The sequence below is a fragment of the Paenibacillus sp. CR_12 genome (genome assembly GCF_041953985.1).
Classification (GTDB): Bacteria; Bacillota; Bacilli; order Paenibacillales; family Paenibacillaceae; genus Paenibacillus_AQ; species Paenibacillus_AQ lautus_A.
Genome location: NZ_JAVFHO010000003.1, coordinates 696,742 through 723,688 on the forward strand (window position 1 = coordinate 696,742; position 26,947 = coordinate 723,688).

Genomic DNA, 26,947 nt, shown 5'->3' on the forward strand with positions numbered 1-26,947 from the left:
ATTCGCTTATCCTCTTCCTTGCCTTACTTCCACTATTTCCTTCCCGAGCGCCGCTTCAATCTCCGTTATTCCCAGTAAAACGGCCCCTTCCCTCTCAGCCGCGCCAGCCCTTCCACAAAGAAAAAGTCGCCGTAAATCAGGGGCACGTCGATATTCTTGCCCTCCGGATAATGGCTGGTTCCGTGGAGTATCAAGCCTTCCTCCCCGTCGTTGTCCCATGTGCCGTAATTCCGGTACAGCGATTCCAAAATCCGGACCGCGGATGTCCGGTATACGGCTGCCTGCCCCGGCTCCACCTTGTCAGCCAGCAGCAGCAGCCCGCTGGCGGCGCAGGCACCGGCGGACGAATCCCGGTAGATGCGGGCCTCGTCCGGCGCGCGGAAGTCCCAGAACGGCACATGGTCTTCCGGCAGGTTCGCCAGAAAGAAATGCGCCACCGTTTTGGCCGCATCGAGGTATATCGACTTGCCCGTATGATGGTAGGCAAGCGTCAAGCCGTAAATCGCCCACGCCGTTCCCCTGGACCAGGCGGATTCCGGCGCGAAGCCCTGCCCGCCGATCCCTTCCAGGCGCTCACCGGTAACCGGATCGTATCGTACGATGTGATAGACGGATCCGTCCGGCCGGACGAAGTCCCGGACCACCGTGTCCATATGCGCTTCGGCCATATGCCGGTAGCGGGGATCGCCGCTGATCTGCGACGCCAGGAACAACAGGGGCGTATTCATGGCGCAATCGATGATCGCGAGGCCCGCGTTATCCTCCCCTTCCGACCACGGATTCCAGGCTCGGATATACTGTCCCTTCAGGTTGAAGCGTGCAGCCAGGTAGTTGGCTGCTTTGAGCGCGCGCACCTTTGACTCTTCGCTGCCAATCAGCTTGTAGGAAGCCATGCTGGTCAGCGTCCACATGAAGCCGAGATCATGGTCCAGGCGCACATATTGGTTCAGTACGTCATCCAAAATGAGCTCGCACTGCTCGGCGGTTGTTCTAAGCTCCGCCACCCCGCTGTCGTTGTACAAAAGCCACAGCATGCCCGGCCAGAAGCCGGCCGTCCACCAATGCGGCGGCTCCAGCTGGTAGACGCCATTCTGGCTGGCATGCGGAAACCTCGCGCCGATCCGCGCTACGTTCCGCCGCGTCTTCGCAAGCGATTTTTCCCATGCCTCCGTCAACCAATCCAAAGCGACCTCCGTTTTCATTCCTCTCCACTCCTCTGTTCATATGAATTGAAACCTAAGATCGATATCCGCATGCAAGCCAAGGGCCTTCACTTTAAAATCCACGGCATACCAAGCCGCTTCCTTGCCGAAGTGGTCCCGGAAAACATGGCGTGTCAGCTCAGGCTCCACAAGGTCGTTATCATAGTGGATCAGCAGGCCGGGCCTGTCGTCCACGGAAAAGGCAGGATCCGGCTTTGTGTCCTGTACCTTAGGCTGCTCCCCGGTCCCTTCTTCAGCTGCAATCGGCTCCTTCTTCTTTTCTAAGGCCTGAACGACTTCCGGTCCTCCTGCCTCTGCTTGCTCATAAGTACCCGGTGCCCGCAGCCTAACAGCCAGCCGGCCATCGATCAGTACCAGCTCGGGCCGTATCCTGGTGACGATCCGCTCCACCAGACTCTCCGGGGGCGAACCGAACGTAAACCGGTCGCTCAGCGTCAGTTCCGGCCGGTTCCTTTTCTTGTTCCACTCCAGCGTCCTCGTGAATGACTGTAGAGCAGGAGCCCGGTAGGCCGAGCTCAGCTCAAGCGCAAGCCGATCCACCGCTTCACCCGTCACCGCTTCCCATACAACCGCGGCGCTATCCGGGCCCTCTTGCTGAACATGGCCGTCGATGATCGGTACGGAGTGGCCTTGGGAGCCGTTGCAATCATAGCCATACCGTCCTTCGCCGAAATACTCCGCCGTGTATTCGCCGCAGCCGAGATCCGAGCACCAGGCTTCCCCGGCGCCGTACAGAATAAAATGCCCAAGATCATTATGGTTGTGCGGTTCGCCGTTGCTGCCGCCCTTGGCGGCAAACGCGTACACCTCGCCTCCATGGGAGCTGCGGGAGATCAGCCACTGGGCATCGGGCAAATAATAACTTGCCTCTCTCCAATCGTCCCCCGCCAGCAAGGGGTTCCGCCAGATCAGGTTGCGCAAAGCCGGAGCCCAGCGGCTGCAATGGTCGTCGCGGTAACCCGACCGGAGAGACTGCGGCGGAGACTCGAAGTCTGCGTACAATCCGGCCAGATAATGAGACAAGCCGATATGTACCGTGCTTTCCGGCTGCGAATCGGAGAAGTTGACGACGGCCTTTCCTCCCAAAAAGCCCTGCTGCTGAAACAAGGCGATGCGGCCGACCTTCTCCGCTCGGAACCAGTCCATCTCGCCCCGGGTACGCTTGCGCAGCAAATCGGCATAATACACGAAATACCCGAACCCGTAATTCCAATATCCCAGCCCTTCCAGACAGGCTCCATCGGGGCCGAAGCCCTGCAGGTAATAGTCCATGCACCGCTCCGTCTTCAGCAGAACCTCCACAAGAGATTCCCCGCTTTCCATAAGCAGCAGCGCCGCGGAGCCGATGGAACCGGCACAGACGGCAGACCAATTATGCGTCGCCGTCTCCCAGCCGTGCTCACGGCTTAGGAAAGGAATGAAGAGCCGTGCTTCAACCTCTTCTCCGATTCTCGAGATCAGCAGCGAAGGCAGACGGTCCCGCAGCAGCACGCGGATTTCGCTGAGGGTAAACCCGGTCTCGGCGCTGAACAGATCAATCGTCTCCTTGATGCAGCCGGGCGATTCCGCGTTCACATGCGCCGGCAAACACCAGGTATACTCATCGCAGATGGACCAGATCATCTCTTGGAGAGCCGTCCGGTACGCTTCCTTATCCGGCTCAAGAAGGGTCAGCAGGGAAAAGGTATTCAGCCGGCGCCGACGGTCGAAATACACCTTCTCATAATCCAGCCTCGTTCCCTGCCGGGCAAACCGGGTGAATAAGTCATACGTCAGCGGCGGGTTCGGGACAGACAGAAGCCGCTCCCCTTCCTCGCGAATCTCGGATATGTCCTGCTCGTAATCTTCGCTTTGCCGGATCCCTTCCCAGAAGGAACTCTGGTCCCCGCTTTGGTAATACAGCCGCAGATCGGCGGGAGCCATCCCGTTCACGATCGTTGTCAGCTCTTGTATCCTGTTCATCGGACTAGGACCCTCCTCCTTCCCATTTCAACGCCTGTTGGTGACGCCGGTTAGACATCCTTTCAACCGTTCCGGAACTCTACGGGGGTTACCCCCGCATACGCTTTGAATGTTTTGCTGAAATAACTTACATTGTCGTAAGCCAGACTTTCGCAGATTTCCCCGACCGTGCGGTCCGTCTGCCGCAGCAGCTCCTTGGCGCGCTCCATCTTCATGCGGGTGACGTATTCGATGAAGGTCACGCCGGTTTCTTTTTTGAACATCCGGCTGAAATAGCTCGGATTCAGGTGCAGGCAGCCCGCAACGTCATCCAGCGTGATCCTCTGGTCAAGCCGAAGGGACACGTATTTGCAGGCCTCCGCCACTTCCGATCGTCTGCTGCCCCCGAATCCCCGGTCCATAGCCTGCATGGTGGATTCCAAATAATCGTGAAGCCAGGATTTCAGCTCGTTCAGGGAATCCATGTCCATGATCTCTTTATGAAGCGCATCGGCCGTATAGGCGGGTGACAGCGAATGCAGTAGATGAAGCCTCAGCTTCAGATCCAGCAGGAGCTTCAATACCCAGTCCTTGACCGATTCCGGTGCGTACCGCTTCTCTTGAATCCATGAGATCCACCGATCGACCGCGTCGCGCACCGCGCATAAGCCCTCTTTTCCGAGCAGCGATTCCCGCAGCTCCGAACTGGCCCGGTCATAATAAGCAAAGAGATCAGGATCCCCATTAAGACTTTTCTGTTCAAGCGCTCCGTTCAGTTTGGATATCTCCTGCGGCTCCAGATAGAATCGTTGATGCCGGCAGGCCAGCAGTTCATTGAGCCCTGCCTTTAAGCCCTCCGGCTCCGCGCACCCCCTGCCGATCAGGAACGACATGCGGATTCGCAGCACGCGCTCGAGCGTCCGCTGCACCTCCTTCAGGCAGGCGGCGGCCTCATCGTATATGTTGCTGCCCAAGCCGGGTCGATACGCGAACAGGAGCAGCGAAGACTTTGCATCATATAGGACATGCACCGCATCCGGATTCAACTGATCCAGCACCTCCCGCAGCACGTTGCCCAGGGCAAAATGCAGCGTCTGGTTGGAAGCGAAGCGGTGCTTGATCTCCCGGACATCCTCCAGATGTCCGACCACGGGCAGGCAGTGATAACCCGGCTTCAGCACGCCGTATTCCGACAGCTCATGCCGCCATGTTTCGGGGGACAGGAGGGGCTGATGTATGAAGTTCTTGAGGCTCTGCTCCTTCCGCAGCTCCTTGGATTCGTCCACCAGATGGATCATCCGCGACCGCTCCCAGCCCTTCTGGGCTTCCTCGTCCATCGCCTGCTTGAACCGCCTCAGCAGCTGGGCCAGCTCCTCGGGGTCGAGCGTATCCTTCAGCAGATAATCCTGCACGTTCAGGCGCATGGCCTGCTGGGCATATTGGAATTCGTTGTGGCAGGACAGAATGGCGATCCGCACATCGGCCTTCACTTCTTTGATGCGTGCGGACAGCTCAAGCCCGTTCATTTTGGGCATGCCGATATCCGTAATCAGAATGTCCGGGGGCGAAGATCTCGCCTTCTCCCAAGCACTCATTCCGTTCTCATAGCTTCCCATCAGGTTCAAACCCAGCTCATTCCACGAGATGGCCTCCGACAACAGCTCAATGACCGGATAATCATCATCCACCAGCATCACGTTATACATCCGCATTCCCTCTTTCCGGTATATACATCTCGATCACCGTTCCTTGGCCAGGCTCGCTGTAGACGTGGCATTGAAAAGCCTCGCCGAACACCATGCTCATCCGTTCCATCACATTTTGCAGACCGATATGGGAGAAGCCGCCTCCGCTTGCCTCCTCCTGCATCGAGGATCCGGCGGATCCGCCCTGGATTCTCCGGGCAATCGACTCCCTCATCGCAGCATCCATGCCGATGCCGTCGTCCTTCACGGCCAACACAAGATGCCTGCCCTTCATGTCGGCTGCAATCCGAATCGTCCCTGCCTGCTGGTTGAGCCCATGGATTAATGCATTCTCCACGATCGGCTGCAGAAAAAAGCGCGGTACTTTGAAGAGAAAAGCCTCCGGCGCGATATCCAGCTCCAGCCGGACCTCCTCCTTCTGCCGAAGGTTCATCAGGGCGACGTAATGCGAGATCAGGTCGATTTCTTCGTGAAGCGCAATCTCGTCCTCTTCGCGGCTGATCGTCATGCGGAGCAGCACGGACAGGGAGCCGATCATCTTGGCGCTTTCGGGATCGCCCCGTTTCATGACCTTCATCCGGATCGAATTCAGGACATTGAACAGAAAATGAGGATGGATCTGGGCTTGGAGCATTCGGAGCTCCGCTTTTCGTTTTCTCGCCTGGTTCTCGGATATTTCCGAGATCATGGCTTTGAACCGGTCCAGCATGTCGTCGAATAAATGCCCCAGCCGTCCAACCTCATCATTGCCATGAACATTCGACCTCACATCCAAATTTCCGCGCTGTACGGAGGTTGCGACTTTACCGAGCTTGACTAACGGCTTCGTAAACGCGCGGACAAGCGCAATGAGCAGCAGCAGAAAGATCAGGAAGAAGCACATCTGAAACCAGAACACCCGGTTGAAAATCGAGTTGATATTGACGATCGCATCCTTGTACGGCTGCATCAGCACCAGGCGCCACCCGGCAAACGGGATGTCCTGGTGTACCATCAGCTGCTTCTCCCCCTTCACCGGCACGATCGAATACGGCTTTTCTTGATCCAAGTCATCGAGATATGCAAAGGTCGTTCCGATCTGGCTCTGATGACTGCCGGAAACGATGGTTCCCTTGGCATCCAGCAGCACCATATCGTTGCCTTCCGAAAGGGAGTTGAAGATCCCGCTGATCTGATCCTCCATGAACGTCACGATCACGTAACCGTAAATTTCGGAATCCGGCAGCCGGAGCGTGCGCACCACCGATAATTGCGTCGGATGATCGATCTGGTCCGAGCGGAACATCGTGGCCTCCGGCTCCGTCCACAGGGATTCCAAGCCTTGCAGCTCCGAAATTTGGCCAAACCAGGGGCGCTGCCTGTAATCGAGCGGATTGTAATCGCTTACGGAATAATTCATGTAATAGGAGCCGTTCTCCAGAATGACGGTGACATAGCTTTTCTCGCCGACGACCGTCAAGCTGTCCAGATGCTCCAGCACCCGGTTGGATTCCATGAACCTGCGATAAGGATCCGGGTCTTCGTTGCCGGATACCACCTGCTTGAAATAGGAATTCAAACCCGAGTTCATCTGGATATAGTTGGCAATATTGATTTTGCTTAAGAGCAGATTCGTCACCGATCCGCGGACCAGCTGAAGGGCATCGCTTGCGTTGGATACCGCCTGCTGCCTCAAGGCTTCCTTCGTTAACGAATTATACAGAATCAAACTGACGATGGCGGGAACCACGATGCAGGTGACGGCAGCCAATATCAGCTTATGCCTGATGGAGCTGGGAATCAGGCTCTTCAATCGTGCGGGCATAGGATCCACCTCGGGTATGGCGTGACGGGAATGATGTACGCGAATTCAAAAAAAGGGACGAAGAGTTTCGTCCCGATTTTTTTGTCTATTATACCAGATCATTTTTTGTTGGATTCTATAATTTTGTTCACTCGCTCCTGCGAATTCGCGATGGTCTGGTCAATATCCTGATTGCCCAGTATCAGCTTCTCGTATTCCTCGTTCACCGCCTCGTACACTTCCGCCTGATAAGGCGCCGGCGGCACGATGGCCGAAGCCTTCGAGGCAACCAATGTGTCCACGAGCGATTTTTTGTCTACCTTCTCCGGACTCTTCGTGCCCGCCAGAATGGTGTCGATGATCTCCTCCACCTGCTCGGTCTTCACCTGCTGCCAGGCCGGAATGTTCTTGCCCTGCACGATCTGCCCTTCCGTTGTATACCAGCGGACGAATTGATAAGCCTCTTCCTTATGCTTCGACTTGGCTGCCACCGCCACGTAATCCGTGGTTACCGGCGTGAGTCCCGTCGGATCGCCTGCCTCGTTTTTCGGGAATGGGGCTACGGCGACATTGAAGTCCAGCGGCACTTTATCCGTTCCGCCGATCTCCGTGTTCATCCAGCTGCCGATCGTGATCATGCTCGCGGATTGATTGAAGAATTGGGTCCGGTAGTTCAGCTTCTGGGAGATCATGTCCGTGTAAGGCACCGAGGATTGGTCCTCCTTCTCCATCCGCACGCGCAGCTCCAGCGTCTGCCTGAAGGTCGGGTTATCCAGATTGGAAGAGCCGTCGGCCTTCAAATAGTCGGTATCCTGAGGCTGATTGGCCATCATCAGCTTCAGAAATTCCAGCCATCCGCCCCCTTGCGGACCATGGAAGTACGTCCCGTAGCGCTTCGACGCTCCTTCGCCCTGGGTCAATTTTTTGGCATAGTCCGCATATTCGTCCCAGGTCCAGTCCGTCGGAACCGGCAGCCCCGCTTCCTCCAGGTGATCCTTGTTCAGCAGCACATACCAGGGGTTGAACTTGCCGGGCAGCGCATAGACCTTGCCGTCGAGGCGGGTATCCACTTTATAATCCGTTTCCACGCTGTAGCCGTCCTTCGCGATAAAGTCGTCCAGCGGCTCGGCCATGCCGAGCGCCACCCGCTGCGCATAACCCGCCGGATCGCTGAACATCAGAATGTCCATCTGGGCCGAGGATGCCGCCTCCAGGTCAAGCTTCTTGAACGCCTCCTGCGTATCCCCCTTCTCGCTGAGCTGGACCAGCTCAATGGTCACGCCCGGGGTTGCCTCTTCATAGGCTTGGATCGTTTTCTTCCAATTGTAAGCTTCCTCCGTGCCATAGGTGTACAGCCTCAGATTGGTCTTGCCCCCGCCTTGCGCGGAATCACCTTGCGCCGCATTCTCTTTCGCTCCGCCGCAGCCGGACAGCAAGCCGATCACCATCGCGGCCGTGAGAACGCCTGACCACCATTTCTTGTTCATCATTGTCTATAACCCTCCCCATTGATATCGGTATGTAAGGTCGTGACGATTCTAGCTGTGACTATCCACATTATATAGAGCGCTTACATCTTAACCATAAAACAATCTTTACTGATGTTGGAACTATTTTTACCCCGTTCATTCCCGAGGTCCCTAGCCCTTGACCCCGCCCAGCGCAATGCCTTCGATGACGCTCTTCTGGCCGATGATAAAAACGATCAGCAGCGGGAATATCGCCGACACGGCAGCCGCCATGATCAGGGAATAGAATTCTCCGCTTAAGGAGGTGAATTTCTGCATCGCCAGCGGAATCGTGAACAGCCCGTCCGTCCGCAGGAAGATGAGCGGATTCTGATAATCGTTCCACGTCCAGATGAACCGCAGGATCGCATACGTGGCAACAGCGGGCTTTACCAGCGGCAGCGCAATCGACCAGAAGATCCGCGGATGGTTCGCGCCGTCGATTTTGGCGGATTCGATGAATTCCTGATGCACCCCCATGAAGAATTGCCTTAGCATGAACGTTCCGAGCACGCTGAAGCTTCCCAGCATAATGAGGCCGAAGTGGTTGTCGAACAGCCCGATGTTGCGGTACAGAATAAACTGCGGGATCAGGATGGCCTGGCCCGGAATCATGTAGGTCACCAGCACGATGATGAACAGCCAATTGCCGGCGGCAAACCGGATTTTGGAGAAGCCGTAGGCCGCCAGGGCGGATACCATGGCCGAGATGATCGTGGTCAGTATGCTGACCTTGACCGAGTTCCAATAATAGAGGTAGAAGGGATAATCCCCGAACCATACCTCCCTGTAATTCTGAATCGCGTTCCACTCCCGCGGAATCCATTGAATCGGATATACGAATACGTCACGCTCCACCTTAAAGGATGTCACCAGCATCCAGATAAAAGGAAGGAGAAACAGAATGCTCACCGCGAACATCGCGATCGTGACGATAAGCTTGCGCCAGTCGACGCCGACTCTTGTCCCCATATAGCACCCTCCCTCTTAGTAGTTGACCCACTTCTTCTGAGCGGCCCACTGCCCCAGCGTAATCAGCATAACGAAGCCGAACAGAACCGCGGCAATGGACGATGCGTAACCGACCTTCAGGTTGACGAATGCCGTATCGTACAAATACCACACCATCATGGTCGTCGAGCCGATCGGTCCCCCTTGCGTCATGACGGCAATGATGTCAAAGACCTTGAACGTGGAGATGATCCCCGTTACCAGCAGGAAAAATGACGTCGGCGACAGCAGGGGCAGCGTAATGCGCCTGAACTTGGTCCAGCCGTTGGCTCCATCGATGTCCGCCGCCTCGTACAGATCCTTCGGAATGGATTGCAGGCCGGCGATATAAATAATCAGATTGAAGCCGATGGAGATCCAGATCGATATCAGCATGATGGAAATCAGCGCGAAATTGGGATCCGCGATCCACTTGGGCGGATTGGACATCCCGAGCGTCCGGAGTATTTCGTTGATCGGACCGTAGGACGGCTGGAACAGCACCTGCCATACGACGGCCACCGCCACGATGTTGGATATGTAGGGCATGAAGTAAGCCACTTTAAAATAGCCCTTCATATAGACAAACCGGTCGATCAAAATGGCCAGCGTCATCGAGATCATCATGTAGACCGGAACCGTCAGGAGAAACAAGATGTTGTTGCGTACCGACTTGATAAACATGTCATCCTCCAGCAGCTGGCGGAAATTCTGAAACCCGACCCACTGGATGCCGTCCCAGCCCTGCACGAAATTCCAATCGGCAAAACCCAGCACGAGCGTAGCCAATATCGGAAACAGCACCAAAATGATAACGCCGATCAGCATCGGGCTTACGAATGCGATCCCCCATAGGTTCTCTCCCCGCTGCAAGGATCCCCTGGACTTGTCCTCCCGTGTCGGCTGGGCGCCAGGCTTCTTCATCGTCTCCATTGTCTGTGCCATGTCGGACCCCCTCGATTCTTATTCGATGGGTTAAGTATAAAAAAAATACCGCCAACGTATTGACGGTATTTTGATCATATTCGCTTTCATTTTTACTTGATTAGACAGGGACGCATCATGGATCTTGGCATGCCCGGTATTACAGGAACTTCTCCTTAAACCAGGCAGCGGCCATCCCGACCTCTGCACGGCTGAGCTGATGTCCCCCGTTCTCCCAATGGAGCTTCACGTCCGCGCCTGCCCCGCTCAATAGTTCGTTCAGATCCTCGCTCTCCTGCGGCGTGCACATCGGATCGCGCCGGCCGGCCGCGATGAAGACCGGAACGCCGGTCAAATCCGGCAAGGTTTTATCCCGCAGCGGAACCATCGGATGGTGGAGAATGGCCCCTTGCAGCGCGTCTCCTTCGTGGAACAACAGGCTGGCGGCAATATTGGCTCCGTTTGAATACCCAACGGCAACGATGCGGCTGCGGTCAAAATCGTACTCGGCAGCTGCCCAGTTCAGAAATTCATTCAGATCATGCGTGCGTTTTACGAGATCCTCTAGATCAAACACCCCTTCGGCCAGACGCCGGAAAAATCTCGGCATGCCGTTCTCCAGCACGTTTCCGCGGACGCCGAGCACATTCGACGTTGGCGAGATCATCTCGGCCAGCGGCAGCAAATCCTCCTCGTTCCCCCCGGTGCCGTGCAGCAATAGCAAGGTTGGTGCCTCCGGAGAGGTTCCCTGGCGGTAAATATGCGTATGTTCCATATGTTTATAGTCTCCCTTCGATTGGTGATATGCTTCAATTTCGAATCCGTTTGACACCATTAATGTTCGTTAGAATGCCCTGGAATAGCTCAATAGGACCAAAGTCTGCCCTGAAAAATCACATCATAAACTAGGCGGCGATCCCATCATAGGCTGCCCTAAAATCAAGCCTAAATATCTTAAATTTAAGATTCTTTAAATACATCATACCATGGATTTTGAAAAATGCAACAGCTGCCCTTCCGCCTCGCCTCCCCGCTAGAGCTGCAAACGGAAACGCTATGTCCCCATTCTTCGCAATTCTTGACGAACGAAACGAAAAGAGAGGAAGCCTCCACTATGGAAGACTTCCTCTCCTGTTTGTATTCTCTATATATGATTCCGTACGTGTTCCCCCGTAACATCACTCATTATATCAAAAGATAGGTATAATGTCAGTGGATGTTTTGGTATTTCTCACAATTTTTTTGTGAGAATGTTAGCGATTATTCCAGTTGATTGGATGAAAAACCATATATTTAGAAAAATTGTAACCGTTTGGTCAACGCGCCTCTCGGAACCGCGAAGGCCTGCGCGCGCTTGAAGTTCATCGGCGCTCCCCGTACGATCGTGAGCGCCTTGTAGTATTCGATGAACGGGAAGCCGTAGGTTTCCCCGCGCGCATAAGCGTATACGTTCATGGCTCTCACCCACGTTTCATAGGCTTCGTCCGGAATGTCGATGAAGACCTCAGGATGGAAATCGTACGGGTCCTCCCAATTGTCCGCATAGTATAAATGCTGGGCATAGTGGGACGGAAGCTCGCGCTCAATCGTCTTCAAGCCCGCGTAGAAGCGGGCGTCCTCCACGATATAATGCGTATTGGAATGATCCTTATGAATGCTCTCCTTCCAATGCGTGATGATGATATCCGGCTTCACTTCCCGTATGACGTCGGCGACCTGATACTTCACTTCCTCGTCCAGCGGAAGCTCGGCATCCTTGTAAGCAAGGAACCGCACATCCGCGCCGACGATATCGGCAAATTGGTGAGCTTCGTCAATCTTTTGCTTTGCGTACTCCTCCGGCGTCAGACGGGGGTGTCCCTTCTCTCCCGGCGTTAGATGAAGAAACGTCGCTTTGTGGCCAGCCTGCGTGTATTTGGCGATCACGGCTCCTGCCGTAAGATCCATGTCGCCCGCATGCCCGCCAATCGCCAAAATGTGATGCTGCTTTGCTTCCGTCAATGTAATCTCTCCTTTGTATATCCATGTAGTCGAAGCTATCTATTGAAGCGGCTTGCTCATAATATCGAACCGGCGCGTCACGTCGAAGCCGGCTTTGCGGTACAGATGGCCTGCGGGACTCTGCTCGCCCGTCCAGAGGAACCAGGCACCATGCAGTCCTTGAGCACGCATAAGGGCAAGGCAGTCATACAAAAGTATTTTTCCGAGACCTTTCCCTTGCATCGACGGATCCACGCCAAACGGACCGAATCGTTCAGCTACGCCCTCATATCCGCCATGCAGGCAGAAGCCTACCAGCTTCCCTTGATCGCGCGCGATCAGGATCTGATCCGTTGTTAATCGCTGCAGCAATCCTTCGCGAATCGCCCGGCCCCAATCCGGATTAAACACGTCCGTCGCAAACTCGATCAGCTCCACCAGATCGCTGTCCTGAGCCGGCTTGAAAGTAAAGCCTTCATGTTCCCGCTGCCGCTTCAGCTCCGCAACCTCCGGCAGCATATGGAAACCAACCAGGGAGCGATCCATCGCAACCGCCGTGTAATTGCGGGTAAAACCGCTGGCCGCAAGCCATGCCAAGCCCTCCGGATAACGCTCCCCATCAATGCCCGGAACGATATAATTCGGGGCATACGAGGAGAAAAAGACTTTGCTGCGCCCATGATGACGAAGATAATCTTCGCCTTCCTGCAGCAGCCGCGACGCGACCCCAATTCTTCGAACCGATGGATCGGTATAGAAGAAGGTGATCCAGCCGTGATCCGGGTCCAGCTCGGTGCCGATCATCGGCAATTTCCGGCGCACCGCATACAGGACGCCCACTATGCGGCCCTCGTGCTCCGCGATCCGCAGTCCCTGCGGATCAAAGTTCGGATCGAGCAGCACCAGATTTCGAAAACGAAGCCGGGTGACGGGATCTCCCGGCAGACAGGCGTTCCACAGAGCCGTGATCCCTTCCTCGTCTCCAGGCCGGTAAGACCTGTAGGTTAAATTCGCCATTGCGTTATCCCTCCTTGTAATCGTAAGCCTTGGATCGGCGGCGATTGCCGCTTAACGGCATGCGACCGGTTGATCTCCATTCACCAATCCTCCATGTACTGGACGGAATATCTATGCAGCAGCTCCCATAAATGTACCGACATCAGGAGGCATTGCTTAATGTCCATCCGGCGTTAGCTCGGCTTCGGATTGCTGCCGCTGCGGAATCGAACGAACTAATGTTTTGTACATCGTGCGCACTGCTCCCTATGCAAACGGTGCGTGAGTCGGGGCATGCTTGGATGGCTGGACAACATGCCGCATTCCAGTCTTACCATGACACGGCTCCCTTCAAAGCGTTGTGGACCTGTGCGCGCAGCTGAGCCACGCTGCTGCTCCGCCCCCCATATACGCGGTTGGTCAGCAGAACGACCGCAAGATCAGACTCGGGATCGATCCACAGGCTGGTTCCGGTAAAGCCGGTATGCCCGTAACAGTATGGGCTCATCCAATCTCCCGAGGCGTCCATCTTATCCCCTTTCAGCACCCATCCCAAACCACGGCTCGAGCCCTGAATATGACTCGTATGGGGACGGGTGGCCGTAGCCGCCGCAGCTCGAGATAGAAGCCTCGGTTCGCCGGCTTTCGCCTTCGCAGCTTCCACCGCCGGAACCGCGCCCTGTGCAAGCCACATTCGGGCATACTGCAGCAGGTCTCCTGCCGTAGCAAACAATCCCGCATGGCCGCACACGCCGCCCAAAGCCCGCGCCTTCTCATCATGCACAATCCCGCACAAGTGATCCTGGATGGATTCCTCATGCTCCGTTGCGGCATAGCGGTGCGCTTGACCCGGCGAAGGAGTCAGCGTTGCGTGATGCATGCCCAGCGGTTCCGCCACCCATCGCTTAAACGCTTGGTCCAAAGGCAGCTCGAGCGACCGTTCTATGATGCGACCAAGCACCATATATCCCAAGTCGCTGTAAATCACTTCGGTATTCGGCTTCGCCGCAAGCGGCGCTGAAAAAACGGCATCCCACATCTGCTCCCTGTCCCAGCCATGGGAATGCAGGTTCATATCCGCCTGGAGCCCGGAAGTATGCGTCAGCAGCTGGCCTACCGTTATCTCTTCTTTGCCTGCCGTTCCGAATGAAGGCAGCATATCGCTCGCTTTTGTGCTCAAGGTGAGAACTCCATCATCGATCAATTGCAGAATCAACGGGAGCGTGACCGCCACCTTGGTCAAGGATGCACAATCGTATAATGTATCCTCGCTAACAGGCACAGGCTGCCCCTGCACCGGATTAGGATTGGCATAGCCTGCTGTGTAGACCCATGTCCTGCCTTCATGCAGAACGCCCACTACGGCACCCGGCGTCGTACCCGCGGCTATTTCGCGTTCAATGGCGGCGCACGCCGCCTTCACTCCCTTGATTCCCAAGCCCAGCTGCTCTGCACCGGCCTTCACATGAGTCTCCATTGAACTTTCCTCCTTTGCTTCCAGGCCTTGATTTGGATCAACTAAACAACAAACACGCCATTTTTACATGAACTGATTCAAATTGTAAACGCTTGCTAAACCTATTATATGGCCTGTGAAATTTTGTTTCAATATTAAATAAGAACTTTAAAATTTAATTTCATAACATGAAATATTAATTTCCTTTTATTTGGATATTACATATTGACACCTGAATACGCTTTCATTTACAATATTGTTGAAATCAAACACTCGCATAATTTAAGGGCCATGCATTCCGTCACCGCACACCCGGTATGGAACAACCCCGGTTTCTCTTCAGGAGATGCCGGGGTTTTTTGTTGCCCTATCTTTGGTACAGGAGGTGATTCCCCGCAGCTTCGGTTTGCTCATTGAACCAACCCCCATTCAACAACTGCTACATAGGAGGAATACGATGAAAAAATTCTACAAACTGACAACCGCCCTTGCCCTTAGCTTGTCCCTGGCGCTGAGCTTGCTCGGCCCAGCCCATGCAGCTCCGGATACCTCGGTATCCAACAAGCAAAATTTCAGCACGGATGTCATTTATCAAATCTTTACGGACCGTTTCTCCGACGGCAATCCTGCCAACAACCCGACCGGCCCGGCCTTTGACGGCACCTGCACCAACCTGCGGCTGTACTGCGGCGGCGACTGGCAAGGGATCATCAACAAAATCAACGACGGCTACCTGACCGGCATGGGCGTTACCGCCATCTGGATCTCCCAGCCGGTCGAGAACATCTACAGCGTCATCAACTATTCCGGCGTGAACAATACCGCATACCACGGCTATTGGGCTAGAGACTTCAAGAAAACGAACCCGGCGTACGGCACGATCGCCGATTTCCAGAACCTCATCGCTGCCGCCCATGCCAAGAACATCAAAGTCATCATCGACTTCGCGCCGAACCACACGTCTCCCGCTTCCTCGGACCAGCCGTCGTTCGCGGAGAACGGCAAGCTGTACAACAACGGCACCCTCCTCGGCGGATACACCGGCGATACGCAGAATTTATTCCATCATAACGGGGGCACGGATTTCTCGACGACAGAGAACGGGATTTACAAAAACCTGTACGATCTTGCCGATCTGAACCACAACAACAGCACGGTGGATACCTACCTGAAGGATGCCATTAAAATGTGGCTCGATCTGGGCATTGACGGCATTCGGATGGATGCGGTAAAACATATGCCGTTCGGCTGGCAGAAGAGCTTCATGGCCACCGTCAACAATTACAAGCCGGTCTTCACCTTCGGCGAATGGTTCCTCGGGGTGAACGAAGTGAGTGCCGAGAACCATAAGTTCGCCAACGAATCCGGCATGAGCCTGCTGGATTTCCGTTTCGCGCAGAAGGTTCGCCAGGTATTCAGGGACAACACCGACAATATGTACGGACTGAAGTCCATGCTGGAGGGCTCTGCGGCCGATTACCTCCAGGTGGAGGATCAGGTCACGTTCATCGATAACCATGACATGGAACGATTCCACAATAACAGCGCCAACCGCCGGAAGCTGGAGCAAGCGCTCGCCTTCACGCTCACTTCCCGCGGCGTGCCAGCCATCTATTATGGAACCGAGCAATACATGTCCGGCGGGAACGATCCCGACAACCGGGCTCGAATTCCTTCTTTCTCTACCACGACTACGGCTTATCAGGTAATTAAAAAGCTGGCGCCATTGCGCAAATCCAACCCGGCCGCCGCTTACGGGACGACGCAGGAGCGCTGGATCAACAACGACGTGTTGATCTACGAGCGCAAGTTCGGCAACAACGTGGCCGTCATCGCCGTCAACCGCAACGTGAACACGCCGGCTAACATTACGGGATTGGTAACCTCACTGCCGGCCGGCAGCTACACCGACGTGCTGGGCGGCCTCCTGAACGGTAACAATCTGACCGTCGGCTCCGGCGGGTCCGCCTCCAACTTCACGCTGGCAGCGGGCGGTACGGCCGTATGGCAGTACACCACGGCCGTGACTACGCCGACCATCGGGCACGTAGGACCGATGATGGCCAAACCGGGCGCAACCGTCACCATTGACGGCCGCGGTTTCGGAGGAACCAAAGGCACGGTATACTTTGGCACGACGGCAGTTACCGGCGCTAACGTTACGGCTTGGGAAGACACGCAGATCAAGGTGAAAATCCCTGCCGTTGCCGGAGGCGTATATAACATCAAAATCGCTAACAGCGCCGGAACCTCAAGCAATGTGCATGACAACTTCGAAGTGCTGAGCGGGGATCAAGTCAGCGTGCGCTTTGTGGTGAACAACGCTACCACCGCGCTCGGACAGAACGTGTACCTGGCAGGCAGCGTAAGCGAGCTCGGCAACTGGGACCCGGCCAAAGCCATCGGTCCGTTGTACAACCAGGTCATCTACCAATACCCAACCTGGTACTATGACGTCAGCGTTCCCGCCGGCAAAACCATCGAATTCAAATTCCTGAAAAAACAGGGCTCGACGGTAACATGGGAAGGCGGTTCGAACCATACGTTTACCGCTCCAACGAGCGGAACGGCCACCATTAACGTGAACTGGCAGCCGTAAGTTCAAGAACGACTAGCTTTAGCCGAAGAACGGCACCTAAATAAAACCAGCTCCGGATATGATCCCGGAGCTGGTTTTGTTCATGCAGTTCATAATTCCAGCAGGCAATAGCCCGTTACGCACGAAGCACCTCAACATTCCCTGCACGACATGAGCGATTCCCAAAGGGAGAGCGTCTCAGCAGGTAGTAACTCAACAAGCAGAGGGGACAACTCAACGATCCTGCACTTGCGCTCCCGAGTAACACGCCCACCAACAAAAAAGGCCGATGAAGATGTTCCCCTTCATCGGCCTCTTTCTTCCCCCACACCCTAGCGTAAATGGTTGTGCGTTTAGCACGCAGTAGCGGAGAGGACGAATCGATTCCGGAAAAACGATAGTGGTCGCCTTTGCCCCCGATTTTCTACCGAAAAATCAACGTTCAAAGAAAATTGGGGGCAACAGCGATTGGAGGAACGATACGTACTCGCAGCGTCTCACTATAGAGAAAACCATTTACGTCCTAAACATCACCAAAGACTTACGCAAGCCCTCCGACAGCTCCTCCAATCGCGACGACAGGCCGACCAGCTTCTCGCTCACCTTGAACTGCTCGGACGACATCGAAGCGACCTCCTCCGTGGCGGCGCTGGTTTCCTGGACGATCGAGCTCGCCTCCGAGATGGAGTCGGTCAGCGCCAGCTGGGAATCGATCAGAACCTCCACCGCATGCGTAGACTCGCTGATCTCGGTTAAGAGCGCATCCATCTCGTGACGCACGTTATCAAAGACGCCCTGTGCTTCCTGCACCGAATGCAGCTGCTCGTCAAAGAGCGGCGATGCCGACGTCAAAGCATCCACGGAGCCCTGCACCTCGCGCCGAATGTCCAGAATCATCGCGCCTACGGTCTGGATCGACTCTTTGGAACGATCCGCGAGGCTCCGCACTTCATTGGCAACCACCATGAAGCCGCTGCCTGCCGCCCCGGCGCGGGCAGCCTCAATCGTCGCGTTAATGGACAGCACGTTGGTCTGATGCGTGATCTCCGACATCAGCTCCAATATTTTGTGGATCGATGCGGTATTATCCTTCAGCTTCTCCGCATTCTGGACGATCGCCCGGTTCACCTGGTTAATCCGCGTCGATTTCTCCACCAGGCTGTCCATATGCTGCGCGCCTTCCCCCGTTACCCGGAGCACGCGATCCGCCGCGGCCGCAATCACCTGATTCGTATCGGACACCTTGCTCATTCGGACGCCGATGTTCTCGGCCAGCTGGTTCTCGCGTTCGGCCTCCATGGCCAGGCTTCCGCTTCCCTGCGCAATCTGTTCCATGGCGGCCGCGATCTCTCCGGCCGTAAGCGACGTTCCTCTTGAGGCTTCGGCCAATTCCTCGGCCGTAACCAGCACTTCCTTCGCTGACGCATTCGTCTGATCGACCAAAGCCGAGATTTGCCCCATCATCCGGTTGAAGCTCTGACCCAGACGGCCAATCTCATCGGCACGGCGGAATTCCGTCCGCACCCTTAAGTTCCCCTGCTCTCCCTCTTCCATCAGGCTGCACATCTGGTTCAGCGGTCGGCCGACGGTACGCATCATATAGTAGCCGATCAGAACAGCAACCAGAACCGCTGCCACAATGACCGCAAGCGTAACGGCAAGCAATTTGTCAGTGGCCTGCACGAAATCGCTAACGGGAGCAAAGCCGACCATATGCCATGGGGCCGTCTTCAAAGGCGTATATACCACCATCTGCTCGTCGGCGGTATAGTAGATCCCCCCTTCCTCGGCGTCTGAAGGAACCGTAATGGCGGACGGCTGCATCAGCTGAGCCGGGTCCATGTCGTGCACGATCCGGTTATCTTCGGCCACAATCCGCATCTGTCCGTTATTCCCTATTTTTAGATTCGCCAGCACCTCGCCGACCGCCTCGTCCTTGACATCCATCAGCAGTACGTACTGCGCATTCGGATTTTTCAGGTTTTTCAGCAATCTCCCCATCGTCATGGTGGCGGTATTCTCGTTCTCCATAAAACCCTTGACCTCTGTCGGGAACCATACCGGTTCGCCATCGGCCTGAATAATCCGGTCGATCTTCGCCTTCACCCCGTCCGAAGAAGACATGCCCGAATAGCCCGTGGAGTTATAGGAGCTTTGAGCCTGAAGATTGGGCGCGACCAGACGCATGCCCTGCAGACGTTTATCCGAAGATGCCATCCCGTTCAGCTTCTCACGGATCCGGTTCTCGGCCTGGGTTTTGTCTCGAATGCCGATATCCGCCGTGCTGACCGTCACCAGATCTTCGCGAAGCACCGTGTCCAGCGCCCACTGGCGGGAGGCAGCTTCATACTGGGCCAGCAGAAAATCCAGCTTGTCCGCAGCCTGCATCATCTGCCCCGAGGTCGCTTCGGATACCTGATCCATTACCGTGTCCTTGGAGATGGAATACGACAATAACCCCAGCGCCGAAGATAACAGCACGATCGTTGTAAAAAAGATAACAAACAGCTTCATGCCGACCGCCTTGAATTGAAAACGCTTTGTCATGTTCATGTTATGTACCCCCTGATTGCAAACATACATGCAAAAAGACACAGCAAGGCAATTACCGGCTGTGTCTCTTCGCTGTTCTCTCTATCTATATGTCTTATGATGATATCGTGCGTTGGTCTATCCGTTTTTGGGCTTACCCTTTGCTTGCGCCGGCCGTCATGCCGTCGACCAGCAAACGCTGCAGGAACACGAACAGCAGGGTGATCGGCAGTGCGATCAGCACCGATGCCGCCGCGAATAACGTAAAGTTGCTGTCCTGGGTGGAGTTGACGAGATCCCACAGACCGACGGCGAGCGTCCAGTTTTCCTTGGTCCGGAGCACGAGCCGGGCAAAGATAAAGTCTACCCACGGGCCTACGAACAGCGTCAAGCCCATATACGTGATCATCGGCTTCGACAACGGCAGAATGATTTTGCGGAAGATCTGGAAGTTGGTGGCTCCGTCTATCTTCGCCGCTTCATCCAAGCTTCGCGGTATCGTATCCAGGAAGCCCTTCATGATGAGCGTTCCGCCAAGCGGCGCCCCGGCCGCATACACGATGATCATCGCGGCATGCGTATTCAGCAGGTCCAGGGAGTTCAACAGGATATACAGGGCGATCATGCTCATGAAGCCCGGGAACATCCCCAGCACGAGAATGACCGATAGCGCATTCTGACGGCCTTTGAACCGGAAGCGGGATACCGCATAACTAGTAAGCAGGACAAGAATGGTCCCGATAATCATGGAGAACACCGCAATTTTCAGCGTGTTCATGTACCATGTGCCAAACAGGAAGCTTTGGGACGTGAACAGCTCTTTATAATGACTGAGCGTGAAGGATTCTGGTATCAAGGATTTGCTGTACAACGACTTTCCGGGACGGAAAGAGGCCAGAACAATCCAGAGCGCCGGGTAAATACAGCCGATCGCGATGATGACAAGCGTGATGTAGCTTGCCGTCAGGCGGATCGCGTTTCTCATTTTAATTCCCATTATTGGATCATATCCTCCTCTTTGAATGATCTGGTACGACGATAATTGTAAATCGAGAAGGTCGCAATAATCATGAAGATGATAATACCGATGGCCGATGCCATGCTGTAACGCTGCTGATCCAGCGTCAGTTTATAGAGCCAGGTGACGAGCAGGTCCGTCGCTCCCGCGTATTGATAGTCGCCCACCACCGGGTTACCGTTCGTCAGGAGGAAAATCAAGTTAAAGTTGTTGATGTTACCGGCAAATTGCGTAATCAGCACCGGTGCCGTCGAGAACAAAATCATCGGCAGGGTAATGATCTTGAACTTCTGGAAGCCGGTCGCTCCATCCACGTCCGCCGCTTCATAGAGATCCTTCGGAATCGTGGTCAGAACGCTCATCACGAGGAGCATGGATACAGGGATACCGACCCACATATTAACAACGATAACGGTCACTTTAGCCCAGACCGGATCGGTCAGCCAAGGCAGTCCTTCCAAACCGAAGTACCTTAAATACTGGTTGATCGGGCCAAACTGTCCATTAAACATATTACGCATGACAAGCAGCGAGATCAGCTGCGGGATCGCATATGGAATGATCAGGATGACGCGCCATACGCCTTTGAAGCGAATTCCTTTTTGTTGGATAAGCAGCGCCACGAGCACGCCGCCGAAATACGTGGTAACCGTTGCGAGCACCGCCCAGATGATCGTCCAGGTCAGAACCCCGAAAAAGGTGTGGCTCCACGATTTTAGTGCAACGAGGTTGGTAAAGGTTTTGAAGCCAACCCAATCCACCAGGTTTGCAGGCGGCAGATTGTTTGGAGCGGAATAGTTCGTAAACGCCAGCAGGACCATGAAGATGATCGGCATGACCGTAAAAAACAAAATACCGATCGCCGGCAGTGTCAGGAAAGATTGCGCAAATTTCCATTCGAAAATATAGTAAAGGGTCTGTCTGAAATTGTTGGGCGTTACACCCTTTTCCCTTAGTTTTCCAGCGTTATATGCGTTTTTGATATTGGCATAGTAGCCAATAAGAAAGAGCGCAAACATAATTAAGGTGATAAGTCCTTCAATCAGGAGATTGATGGAATGGTCACCCGCTACCATTTGGGTCAAGCCGTTGACTTTTTCTAAATGGCTCCCCTGTTCTCCCAATGTTACCATTCCCCAGATGGCATCACCCAGGTTGTTAATGAAGTAATACAGACTGAATACGCCTACGATAAGTAAAATAACGCCTTTGATCCATTGCCGATTGTAAAGCTGACCCAGACCCATGCAGATGGCTGATAATACGGCCGCTGTGATACGATGTTGACGCATGCTCCCTCCATTCTCCTCTCCGTATAATCGAGGAATCACCCGCCGGTTGTTCGGCGGGTGAACTTCTTCATCTGTCTCGTATTATATAAGAACGCTATTACTCGCCAGCTCCACCACTGTTGAGGTCTTTCACTTGAGTTACAGCTTTATCCAACGTTTCTTTCACGTCTTTGTTGTTGTCCCAGATCTCAGCCAGCGCAGCGCCTACTGGAGACCATACGTTAGCCATTTCCGGTACGGAAGGCATCGGCTGGGAAGATTTGAACTGCTCCGTGAATGCCGATACATACTCGTCGTTCTTGATTTGATCGTCTTCTTGAGCTTCGTTGTTGGTCGGAACCGAACCAACCAATGCGCTCAATTGCAATTGTGCTTCTTTGGACGTTGCGAAGTCGGCGAACAGACGAGCTGCTTGCGGATACTTCGTGAACGAGCTTACGTACCAAGCTTTGATACCGGAGAACGATACGGCAGGCTGACCGCCGATCGTCGGGATTGGAGCAACGCCGAGCTTGTCGCCAAGCGCTTCTTTGTATCCGCCAAGCTCCCAAGGTCCGTTAATGTCCATCGCCAGATCGCCGGCCGTGAACAATCCGCGTTTGATATCAGGCGTAATATCGCCGGATTTTACCGGAAGGATTTCCTTAAGGCTTGCATATACTTCCATGCTCTTCACTGCGCCTTCGTTGTTAAGGCCGATATCGTTGACGTCGGCACCGCCGTTACCGAAGATGTATCCACCGTTGGAAGCAAGGAACGGATAAGCGAAGTACAGGTTGCCTGTCTCGAACATGAATCCATACTTGTTCTTGGATTTGTCGGTGAAGGTTTTGCTGAATTCGATAACCTCTTCCATCGTTGTCGGAACTTCTTTTACCAAGTCCTTGTTGTAGTACATCAGGTAAGTTTCCGCAGCGCGAGGGTATCCGTACAGAACGCCGTCATAGCTTACGCCTTGGATGGCGGCTTCCGTGTTGTTGCTTTTCGTTTTTTCTTCATAAAAATCGTTAGGCAGAACCAGGTTTGTCGCTACGGCTTTACCCAGGTTATCGTGAGGGAACAGTACGACGTCGGCAGCCAAGCCGGATGGTCCGTCTTGCGCAAGCTTGGTTACTTGATCAGTTGGGGACAATTCTTCAATGGTCACTTCAACGCCGTATTTCTCGGTAAATTCTTTGGCGACCGCATCGGTGTAAGCTCTTTCGTCCCGGCTTTCCCATACGACCAATTTCGCGCCCTCTTCTGGCTTAAGTTCCTGTGTCTCTGTATTTTCGGCCGGCGTTTCCTGTGCTGGCGGAGTCTCAGCAGGTGCCTCCGTAGCTGGAGCGGCCGTATTTCCTCCGCACGCTGTAATGGAGAACGCCAACGTGAAGGTTGCAGCTAGCGTAAGTAACTTCTTCATCTTCATTCCATGATTACCCCTCTCAATAAATGATCAGAAAATGTTGGAAATCTGCGCAAACGATTTCAGAAAATTTTCAGCGTCTCTTTTTCTATGTAGCATCTGGCGAGATACTCAGGAAAAATCCCGTTGAGAAAGCGCTTCATTCACTGAAAACATCATACAACATTTAATATCGAATGTAAAAACGTTTGCACAGATCATTTTTCCCCGTTTTAGTCATATAATCTTCTATTACCTTCGGTATTCACTGTATTTCGTAAGTTATCATAAAAATAGTTGTGCAGATCCTGTGCAATCCTGTCATTCTGCACGTTATTTGAGACAAGAAGCCATCATAAATGCCTGCTTGTTGAACAAACGTTTGCACAATAGTGGGAAATAGAAACAGATCTGCCCGGGTCTGACATGAGCGGATCTTGCCTCTAAGCTTGGCTTCCCCATGCATTTCCGATAACAGCAAGAAAGGACTACCGCTTGTGATCTTTAGAAACCGATCTGCGGCAGTCCTTTATTTTTACGCATGGTTGTTAGTGAATGAGCTTGCTTATTGCAGTGCTTTCAGCGCAATATCCGTCCGGTTAAACTTGCCTTCGAACGCAATCGCTTCTGCCCGTTCATAGGCTTTCGCGCGTGCCGCAGCGATATCTGCGCCTAAACCGACAACGCCCAGGACACGCCCCCCGTTCGTTCTCCAGGTTCCATCGGCATCGCGAGAAGTGCCCGCATGAAATACGATCGTCCCGTCCTGCTCGTTGTCCAGGCCGGTGATCGCGATTCCTTTCGGATACGATGCAGGGTAACCGCCGGAAGCCAGTATGACGCATACGGCTGCTTCATCGCCCCACTCCAGCTCAAGATCAGCCAGGGTTCCGTTCACGGCAGCAAGGAAAACGTCAAGCAGATCGGTCTTCAGGCGCGGCAATACAACCTGCGCTTCCGGATCGCCGAATCTGGCATTGAATTCAATGGTCTTCGGTCTGCCGTCCGGCGTGATCATCAATCCGGCAAACAGAACGCCACGGAACGGACGTCCTTCGGCAACCATCGCTTTTGCCGTAGGCTTGATGATCGTCTCAATGGCCTCTTCGATGATGGACGGCTGAATATGAGGCAATGGCGAATACGTTCCCATTCCTCCGGTATTTGGCCCCTGGTCCCCGTCATAGGCCGGCTTGTGATCCTGCGCGGCTGACATCGGCTTCACGGTTTCTCCGTCCACAAAGGCGAGGATCGACATTTCCTGGCCTTCCAGGAACTCCTCGATAACTACGCGGCTTCCGGCATCGCCAAACACCTTCGATTGCATGATGTCGCTGAGTGCTTGCTCGGCTTCCTCGATGGTCCGCGCAACGGTAACGCCCTTGCCTGCTGCGAGCCCGTCCGCTTTGACGACGATCGGCGCGCCTTGCTGGCGCAAGTAAGCAAGCGCCTCCTCGTAATTGTCGAACTTCGCGTAAGCCGCAGTCGGTATGTTGTATTTATGAAGCAGATCCTTCATGAAGGTTTTGCTGCCCTCGATTTCGGCCGCGTTTTTACGCGGACCGAATACCGGGATGCCCGTAGCGTCAAACGCATCCACGATGCCTTCCGCCAGCGGATCATCCGGACCGACAACAATGAGACCCACCTGCTTCTCTACGGCGAAAGCCGCCAGCTTATCAAATTCCGATACCGCAATCGGCACGCACTCGGCCAGCTGCCCGATTCCGGCATTGCCCGGCGCACAGTAAATGGTGCCTGCTTTCGGGCTCTTTGCCAGTGCCCAAACGATGGCATGCTCTCTTCCGCCGCCTCCGATAACCAAAATATCCATGGTTTACCCCTCCCGAATCATTTCATTATTGCCCGCGATATCGTTTCATTGCATGAATCATTTACGGGGCAAAGCGATAAGTCGACCTTTCGCCCCTTAAACGTAAAGGCGGCGCGCGCTAAGCGCGGCGTCGCCTCTATATGTTGCTGAATCAAAGGTGATCCTTCAGCAGCAGCCTGACGGCTGTAGCAAAGCTCCCTTTATATGCTCATGAATTAGTGCTTGAAATGTCTCACGCCGGTAAAGACCATGGCGATCCCGTATTCGTTGGCAGCCTTAATGGATTCCTCATCCTTAATGGAGCCGCCCGGCTGAATGATGGCGGTAATGCCGGCTTTCGCCGCAAGCTCCACCGTATCGCCCATCGGGAAGAAGGCATCGGAAGCGAGAACCGCGCCTTTGGCTTTCTCTCCCGCCTGCTCCACCGCAATGCGCGCGGAACCGACACGGTTCATTTGACCTGCGCCTACGCCGACGGTCATGTCGTTAGCCGCCAATACGATTGCGTTCGACTTGACGTGCTTGACCACCTTCCAGCCGAAGAGCAGCTGCTTCAGCTCGGCTTCGGTCGGCTCGCGGTCCGTCACGACCTTCAGGTCAGCCGCATCGAGGGAATGCACATCGCTTTCCTGCACGATCATGCCGCCTTCAATGGTTGTTACGGCAAGCGTGCTTTGGCGCTCCTTGGCCGAGCCGAACTCGCCCATCTTCAGCAGACGGATGTTTTTCTTTTTCGTCAGAATCTCCAGTGCCTCCGGCGTGAAGTCCGGTGCCAGGATAATTTCAAGGAAAATATCCTTCAGCAGATCGGCCGTCGGAGCGTCAATCGTCCGGTTTGCGGCCACGATGCCGCCGAAGATGGACGTCGGATCCGCATTGTAAGCTTTTTGATAAGCTTCCAATACATTCGTCCCGATGCCGACGCCGCAAGGATTCATATGCTTCACGGCCACCACGGTCGGCTCGTCGAATTCCTTCACGATCTGGAGGGCCGCGTTTGCGTCATTGATATTGTTGTAGGAGAGCTCTTTGCCGTGCAGCTGCTCGGCGGTCGTCAACGTTCCCGCAGGAGCCAGCGGCTTCCGGTAAAATGCCGCCTTTTGATGCGGATTTTCGCCATAGCGAAGATCCTGGATCTTCTCGTAGGTGACGCTAAAGCGCTCAGGAAGCGGATCCCCTGTCACATTCGACAAATAATCGGAAATGAGCGTATCGTAGGCAGCCGTATGACGGAATACCTTGGCTGCAAGGCGCTTCCGGGTTTCCAGCGTCGTATCGCCGCCGCCGCGGATTTCCTCGATCACGCTGCCGTAATCCGCCGCATCGACAACCACGCTCACAAAAGCATGGTTTTTCGCAGCCGAACGCAGCATCGTCGGCCCGCCGATGTCGATATTTTCGATCGCATCTTCATACTCGACATCCGGCTTCGCGATCGTTTCCTGGAACGGGTACAGGTTCACCACGACCAGATCGATGTAATCGAGGCCCAGCTCCTGCATTTGACGCTGATGCTCCTCGCTGTCGCGAATGGCAAGCAAGCCGCTGTGCACCGCTGGATGAAGGGTTTTGACGCGTCCGTCCAGAATTTCCGGGAATCCGGTCACATCGGAAATGCCGATGACAGGAACGCCTTCTTTTGCTAGAAGGTTCTTCGTCCCTCCTGTCGAAATGATCTCTACACCCAATGAAGACAACTCGCGGCAAAATTCCACGACGCCGGTTTTGTCCGACACGCTGACCAAAGCTCTTTTGATACCCACGTTCATACCCCCTATTTTGAATGAAAATCTACTAAGTTA

The 26,947-nt window shown here is 54.5% G+C and carries 18 protein-coding genes; 1 reads left to right on the forward strand and 17 read right to left on the reverse strand.

The genetic code is table 11. The features are described 5' to 3' along the window. Nucleotides 1-65 precede the first annotated feature (65 nt). The 11 genes from RB297_RS15280 to RB297_RS15330 all read right to left on the reverse strand — a co-directional run bounded on the left by RB297_RS15280 (nt 66) and on the right by RB297_RS15330 (nt 14,528). On the reverse strand, nt 66-1,202 hold the full coding sequence (locus RB297_RS15280) for a glycosyl hydrolase (RefSeq protein WP_375120887.1): 1,137 nt from the start codon (nt 1,200-1,202) through the stop codon (nt 66-68). Between the two features lie 18 nt (nt 1,203-1,220). Beyond that, a complete protein-coding gene (locus RB297_RS15285; RefSeq protein ID WP_375120888.1) occupies nt 1,221-3,185 on the reverse strand; it encodes a heparinase II/III family protein in 1,965 nt (654 codons plus the stop codon). A 62-nt stretch (nt 3,186-3,247) separates the two neighbouring features. Next, the gene (locus RB297_RS15290) at nt 3,248-4,870 is read right to left on the reverse strand and encodes a response regulator transcription factor (protein WP_096774981.1); all 1,623 of its coding nucleotides are present in this window, start codon (nt 4,868-4,870) and stop codon (nt 3,248-3,250) included. Next, the gene (locus tag RB297_RS15295) at nt 4,863-6,674 is read right to left on the reverse strand and encodes a cache domain-containing sensor histidine kinase (RefSeq protein ID WP_375120889.1); all 1,812 of its coding nucleotides are present in this window, start codon (nt 6,672-6,674) and stop codon (nt 4,863-4,865) included. Before RB297_RS15295 ends, RB297_RS15290 begins: the two co-directional genes overlap by 8 nt. Before the next feature lie 98 nt (nt 6,675-6,772). Beyond that, on the reverse strand, nt 6,773-8,143 hold the full coding sequence (locus RB297_RS15300; RefSeq protein ID WP_213580272.1) for an ABC transporter substrate-binding protein: 1,371 nt from the start codon (nt 8,141-8,143) through the stop codon (nt 6,773-6,775). Between the two features lie 150 nt (nt 8,144-8,293). Then, nucleotides 8,294-9,133, reverse strand: coding sequence for a carbohydrate ABC transporter permease (locus RB297_RS15305; protein WP_277747887.1), 840 nt, complete (start codon nt 9,131-9,133; stop codon nt 8,294-8,296). A gap of 15 nt (nt 9,134-9,148) precedes the next feature. Continuing rightward, entirely contained in the window at nt 9,149-10,096 is a 948-nt protein-coding gene (locus tag RB297_RS15310) for a carbohydrate ABC transporter permease (RefSeq protein WP_012819106.1), read from the reverse strand. A gap of 139 nt (nt 10,097-10,235) precedes the next feature. Beyond that, on the reverse strand, nt 10,236-10,850 hold the full coding sequence (locus RB297_RS15315) for an alpha/beta hydrolase (protein WP_076325589.1): 615 nt from the start codon (nt 10,848-10,850) through the stop codon (nt 10,236-10,238). A gap of 518 nt (nt 10,851-11,368) precedes the next feature. Then, the gene (locus tag RB297_RS15320) at nt 11,369-12,076 is read right to left on the reverse strand and encodes a PIG-L deacetylase family protein (RefSeq protein ID WP_009592358.1); all 708 of its coding nucleotides are present in this window, start codon (nt 12,074-12,076) and stop codon (nt 11,369-11,371) included. Between the two features lie 39 nt (nt 12,077-12,115). Beyond that, nucleotides 12,116-13,072, reverse strand: coding sequence for a GNAT family N-acetyltransferase (locus tag RB297_RS15325; RefSeq protein WP_375120890.1), 957 nt, complete (start codon nt 13,070-13,072; stop codon nt 12,116-12,118). Nucleotides 13,073-13,382: 310 nt separating this feature from the next. Then, nucleotides 13,383-14,528 carry a serine hydrolase domain-containing protein gene (locus RB297_RS15330; RefSeq protein WP_375120891.1) on the reverse strand — a complete coding sequence of 382 codons (1,146 nt, stop codon included), beginning with the start codon at nt 14,526-14,528 and terminating at the stop codon, nt 13,383-13,385. Between the two features lie 436 nt (nt 14,529-14,964). On the opposite strand from RB297_RS15330, the gene RB297_RS15335 reads away from it, so the two are divergent. Beyond that, nucleotides 14,965-17,106, forward strand: a complete 2,142-nt coding sequence (locus tag RB297_RS15335; RefSeq protein WP_375120892.1) for an alpha-amylase family glycosyl hydrolase — start codon at nt 14,965-14,967, stop codon at nt 17,104-17,106. Nucleotides 17,107-17,601: 495 nt separating this feature from the next. On the opposite strand, the gene RB297_RS15340 is transcribed toward RB297_RS15335, so the two are convergent. From RB297_RS15340 to purH, 6 genes are all read right to left on the reverse strand, one after another. Continuing rightward, complete coding sequence (locus RB297_RS15340; RefSeq protein ID WP_192569694.1) at nt 17,602-19,638, reverse strand: methyl-accepting chemotaxis protein; 2,037 nt, start codon at nt 19,636-19,638, stop codon at nt 17,602-17,604. Between the two features lie 133 nt (nt 19,639-19,771). Beyond that, a complete protein-coding gene (locus RB297_RS15345; protein WP_009592355.1) occupies nt 19,772-20,614 on the reverse strand; it encodes a sugar ABC transporter permease in 843 nt (280 codons plus the stop codon). After that, on the reverse strand, nt 20,614-21,927 hold the full coding sequence (locus RB297_RS15350) for a sugar ABC transporter permease (RefSeq protein WP_096774971.1): 1,314 nt from the start codon (nt 21,925-21,927) through the stop codon (nt 20,614-20,616). Before RB297_RS15350 ends, RB297_RS15345 begins: the two co-directional genes overlap by 1 nt. A 97-nt stretch (nt 21,928-22,024) precedes the next feature. After that, nucleotides 22,025-23,335 (reverse strand): sugar ABC transporter substrate-binding protein, encoded by a 1,311-nt coding sequence (locus tag RB297_RS15355; protein ID WP_009592303.1) that lies wholly within the window; start codon nt 23,333-23,335, stop codon nt 22,025-22,027. 541 nt (nt 23,336-23,876) lie between these two features. Continuing rightward, a complete protein-coding gene (purD, locus tag RB297_RS15360) occupies nt 23,877-25,145 on the reverse strand; it encodes a phosphoribosylamine--glycine ligase (protein ID WP_096774970.1) in 1,269 nt (422 codons plus the stop codon). A 215-nt stretch (nt 25,146-25,360) separates the two neighbouring features. After that, nucleotides 25,361-26,908 carry a bifunctional phosphoribosylaminoimidazolecarboxamide formyltransferase/IMP cyclohydrolase gene (gene purH / locus RB297_RS15365; RefSeq protein WP_375120893.1) on the reverse strand — a complete coding sequence of 516 codons (1,548 nt, stop codon included), beginning with the start codon at nt 26,906-26,908 and terminating at the stop codon, nt 25,361-25,363. Between the last annotated feature and the right edge of the window lie 39 nt (nt 26,909-26,947).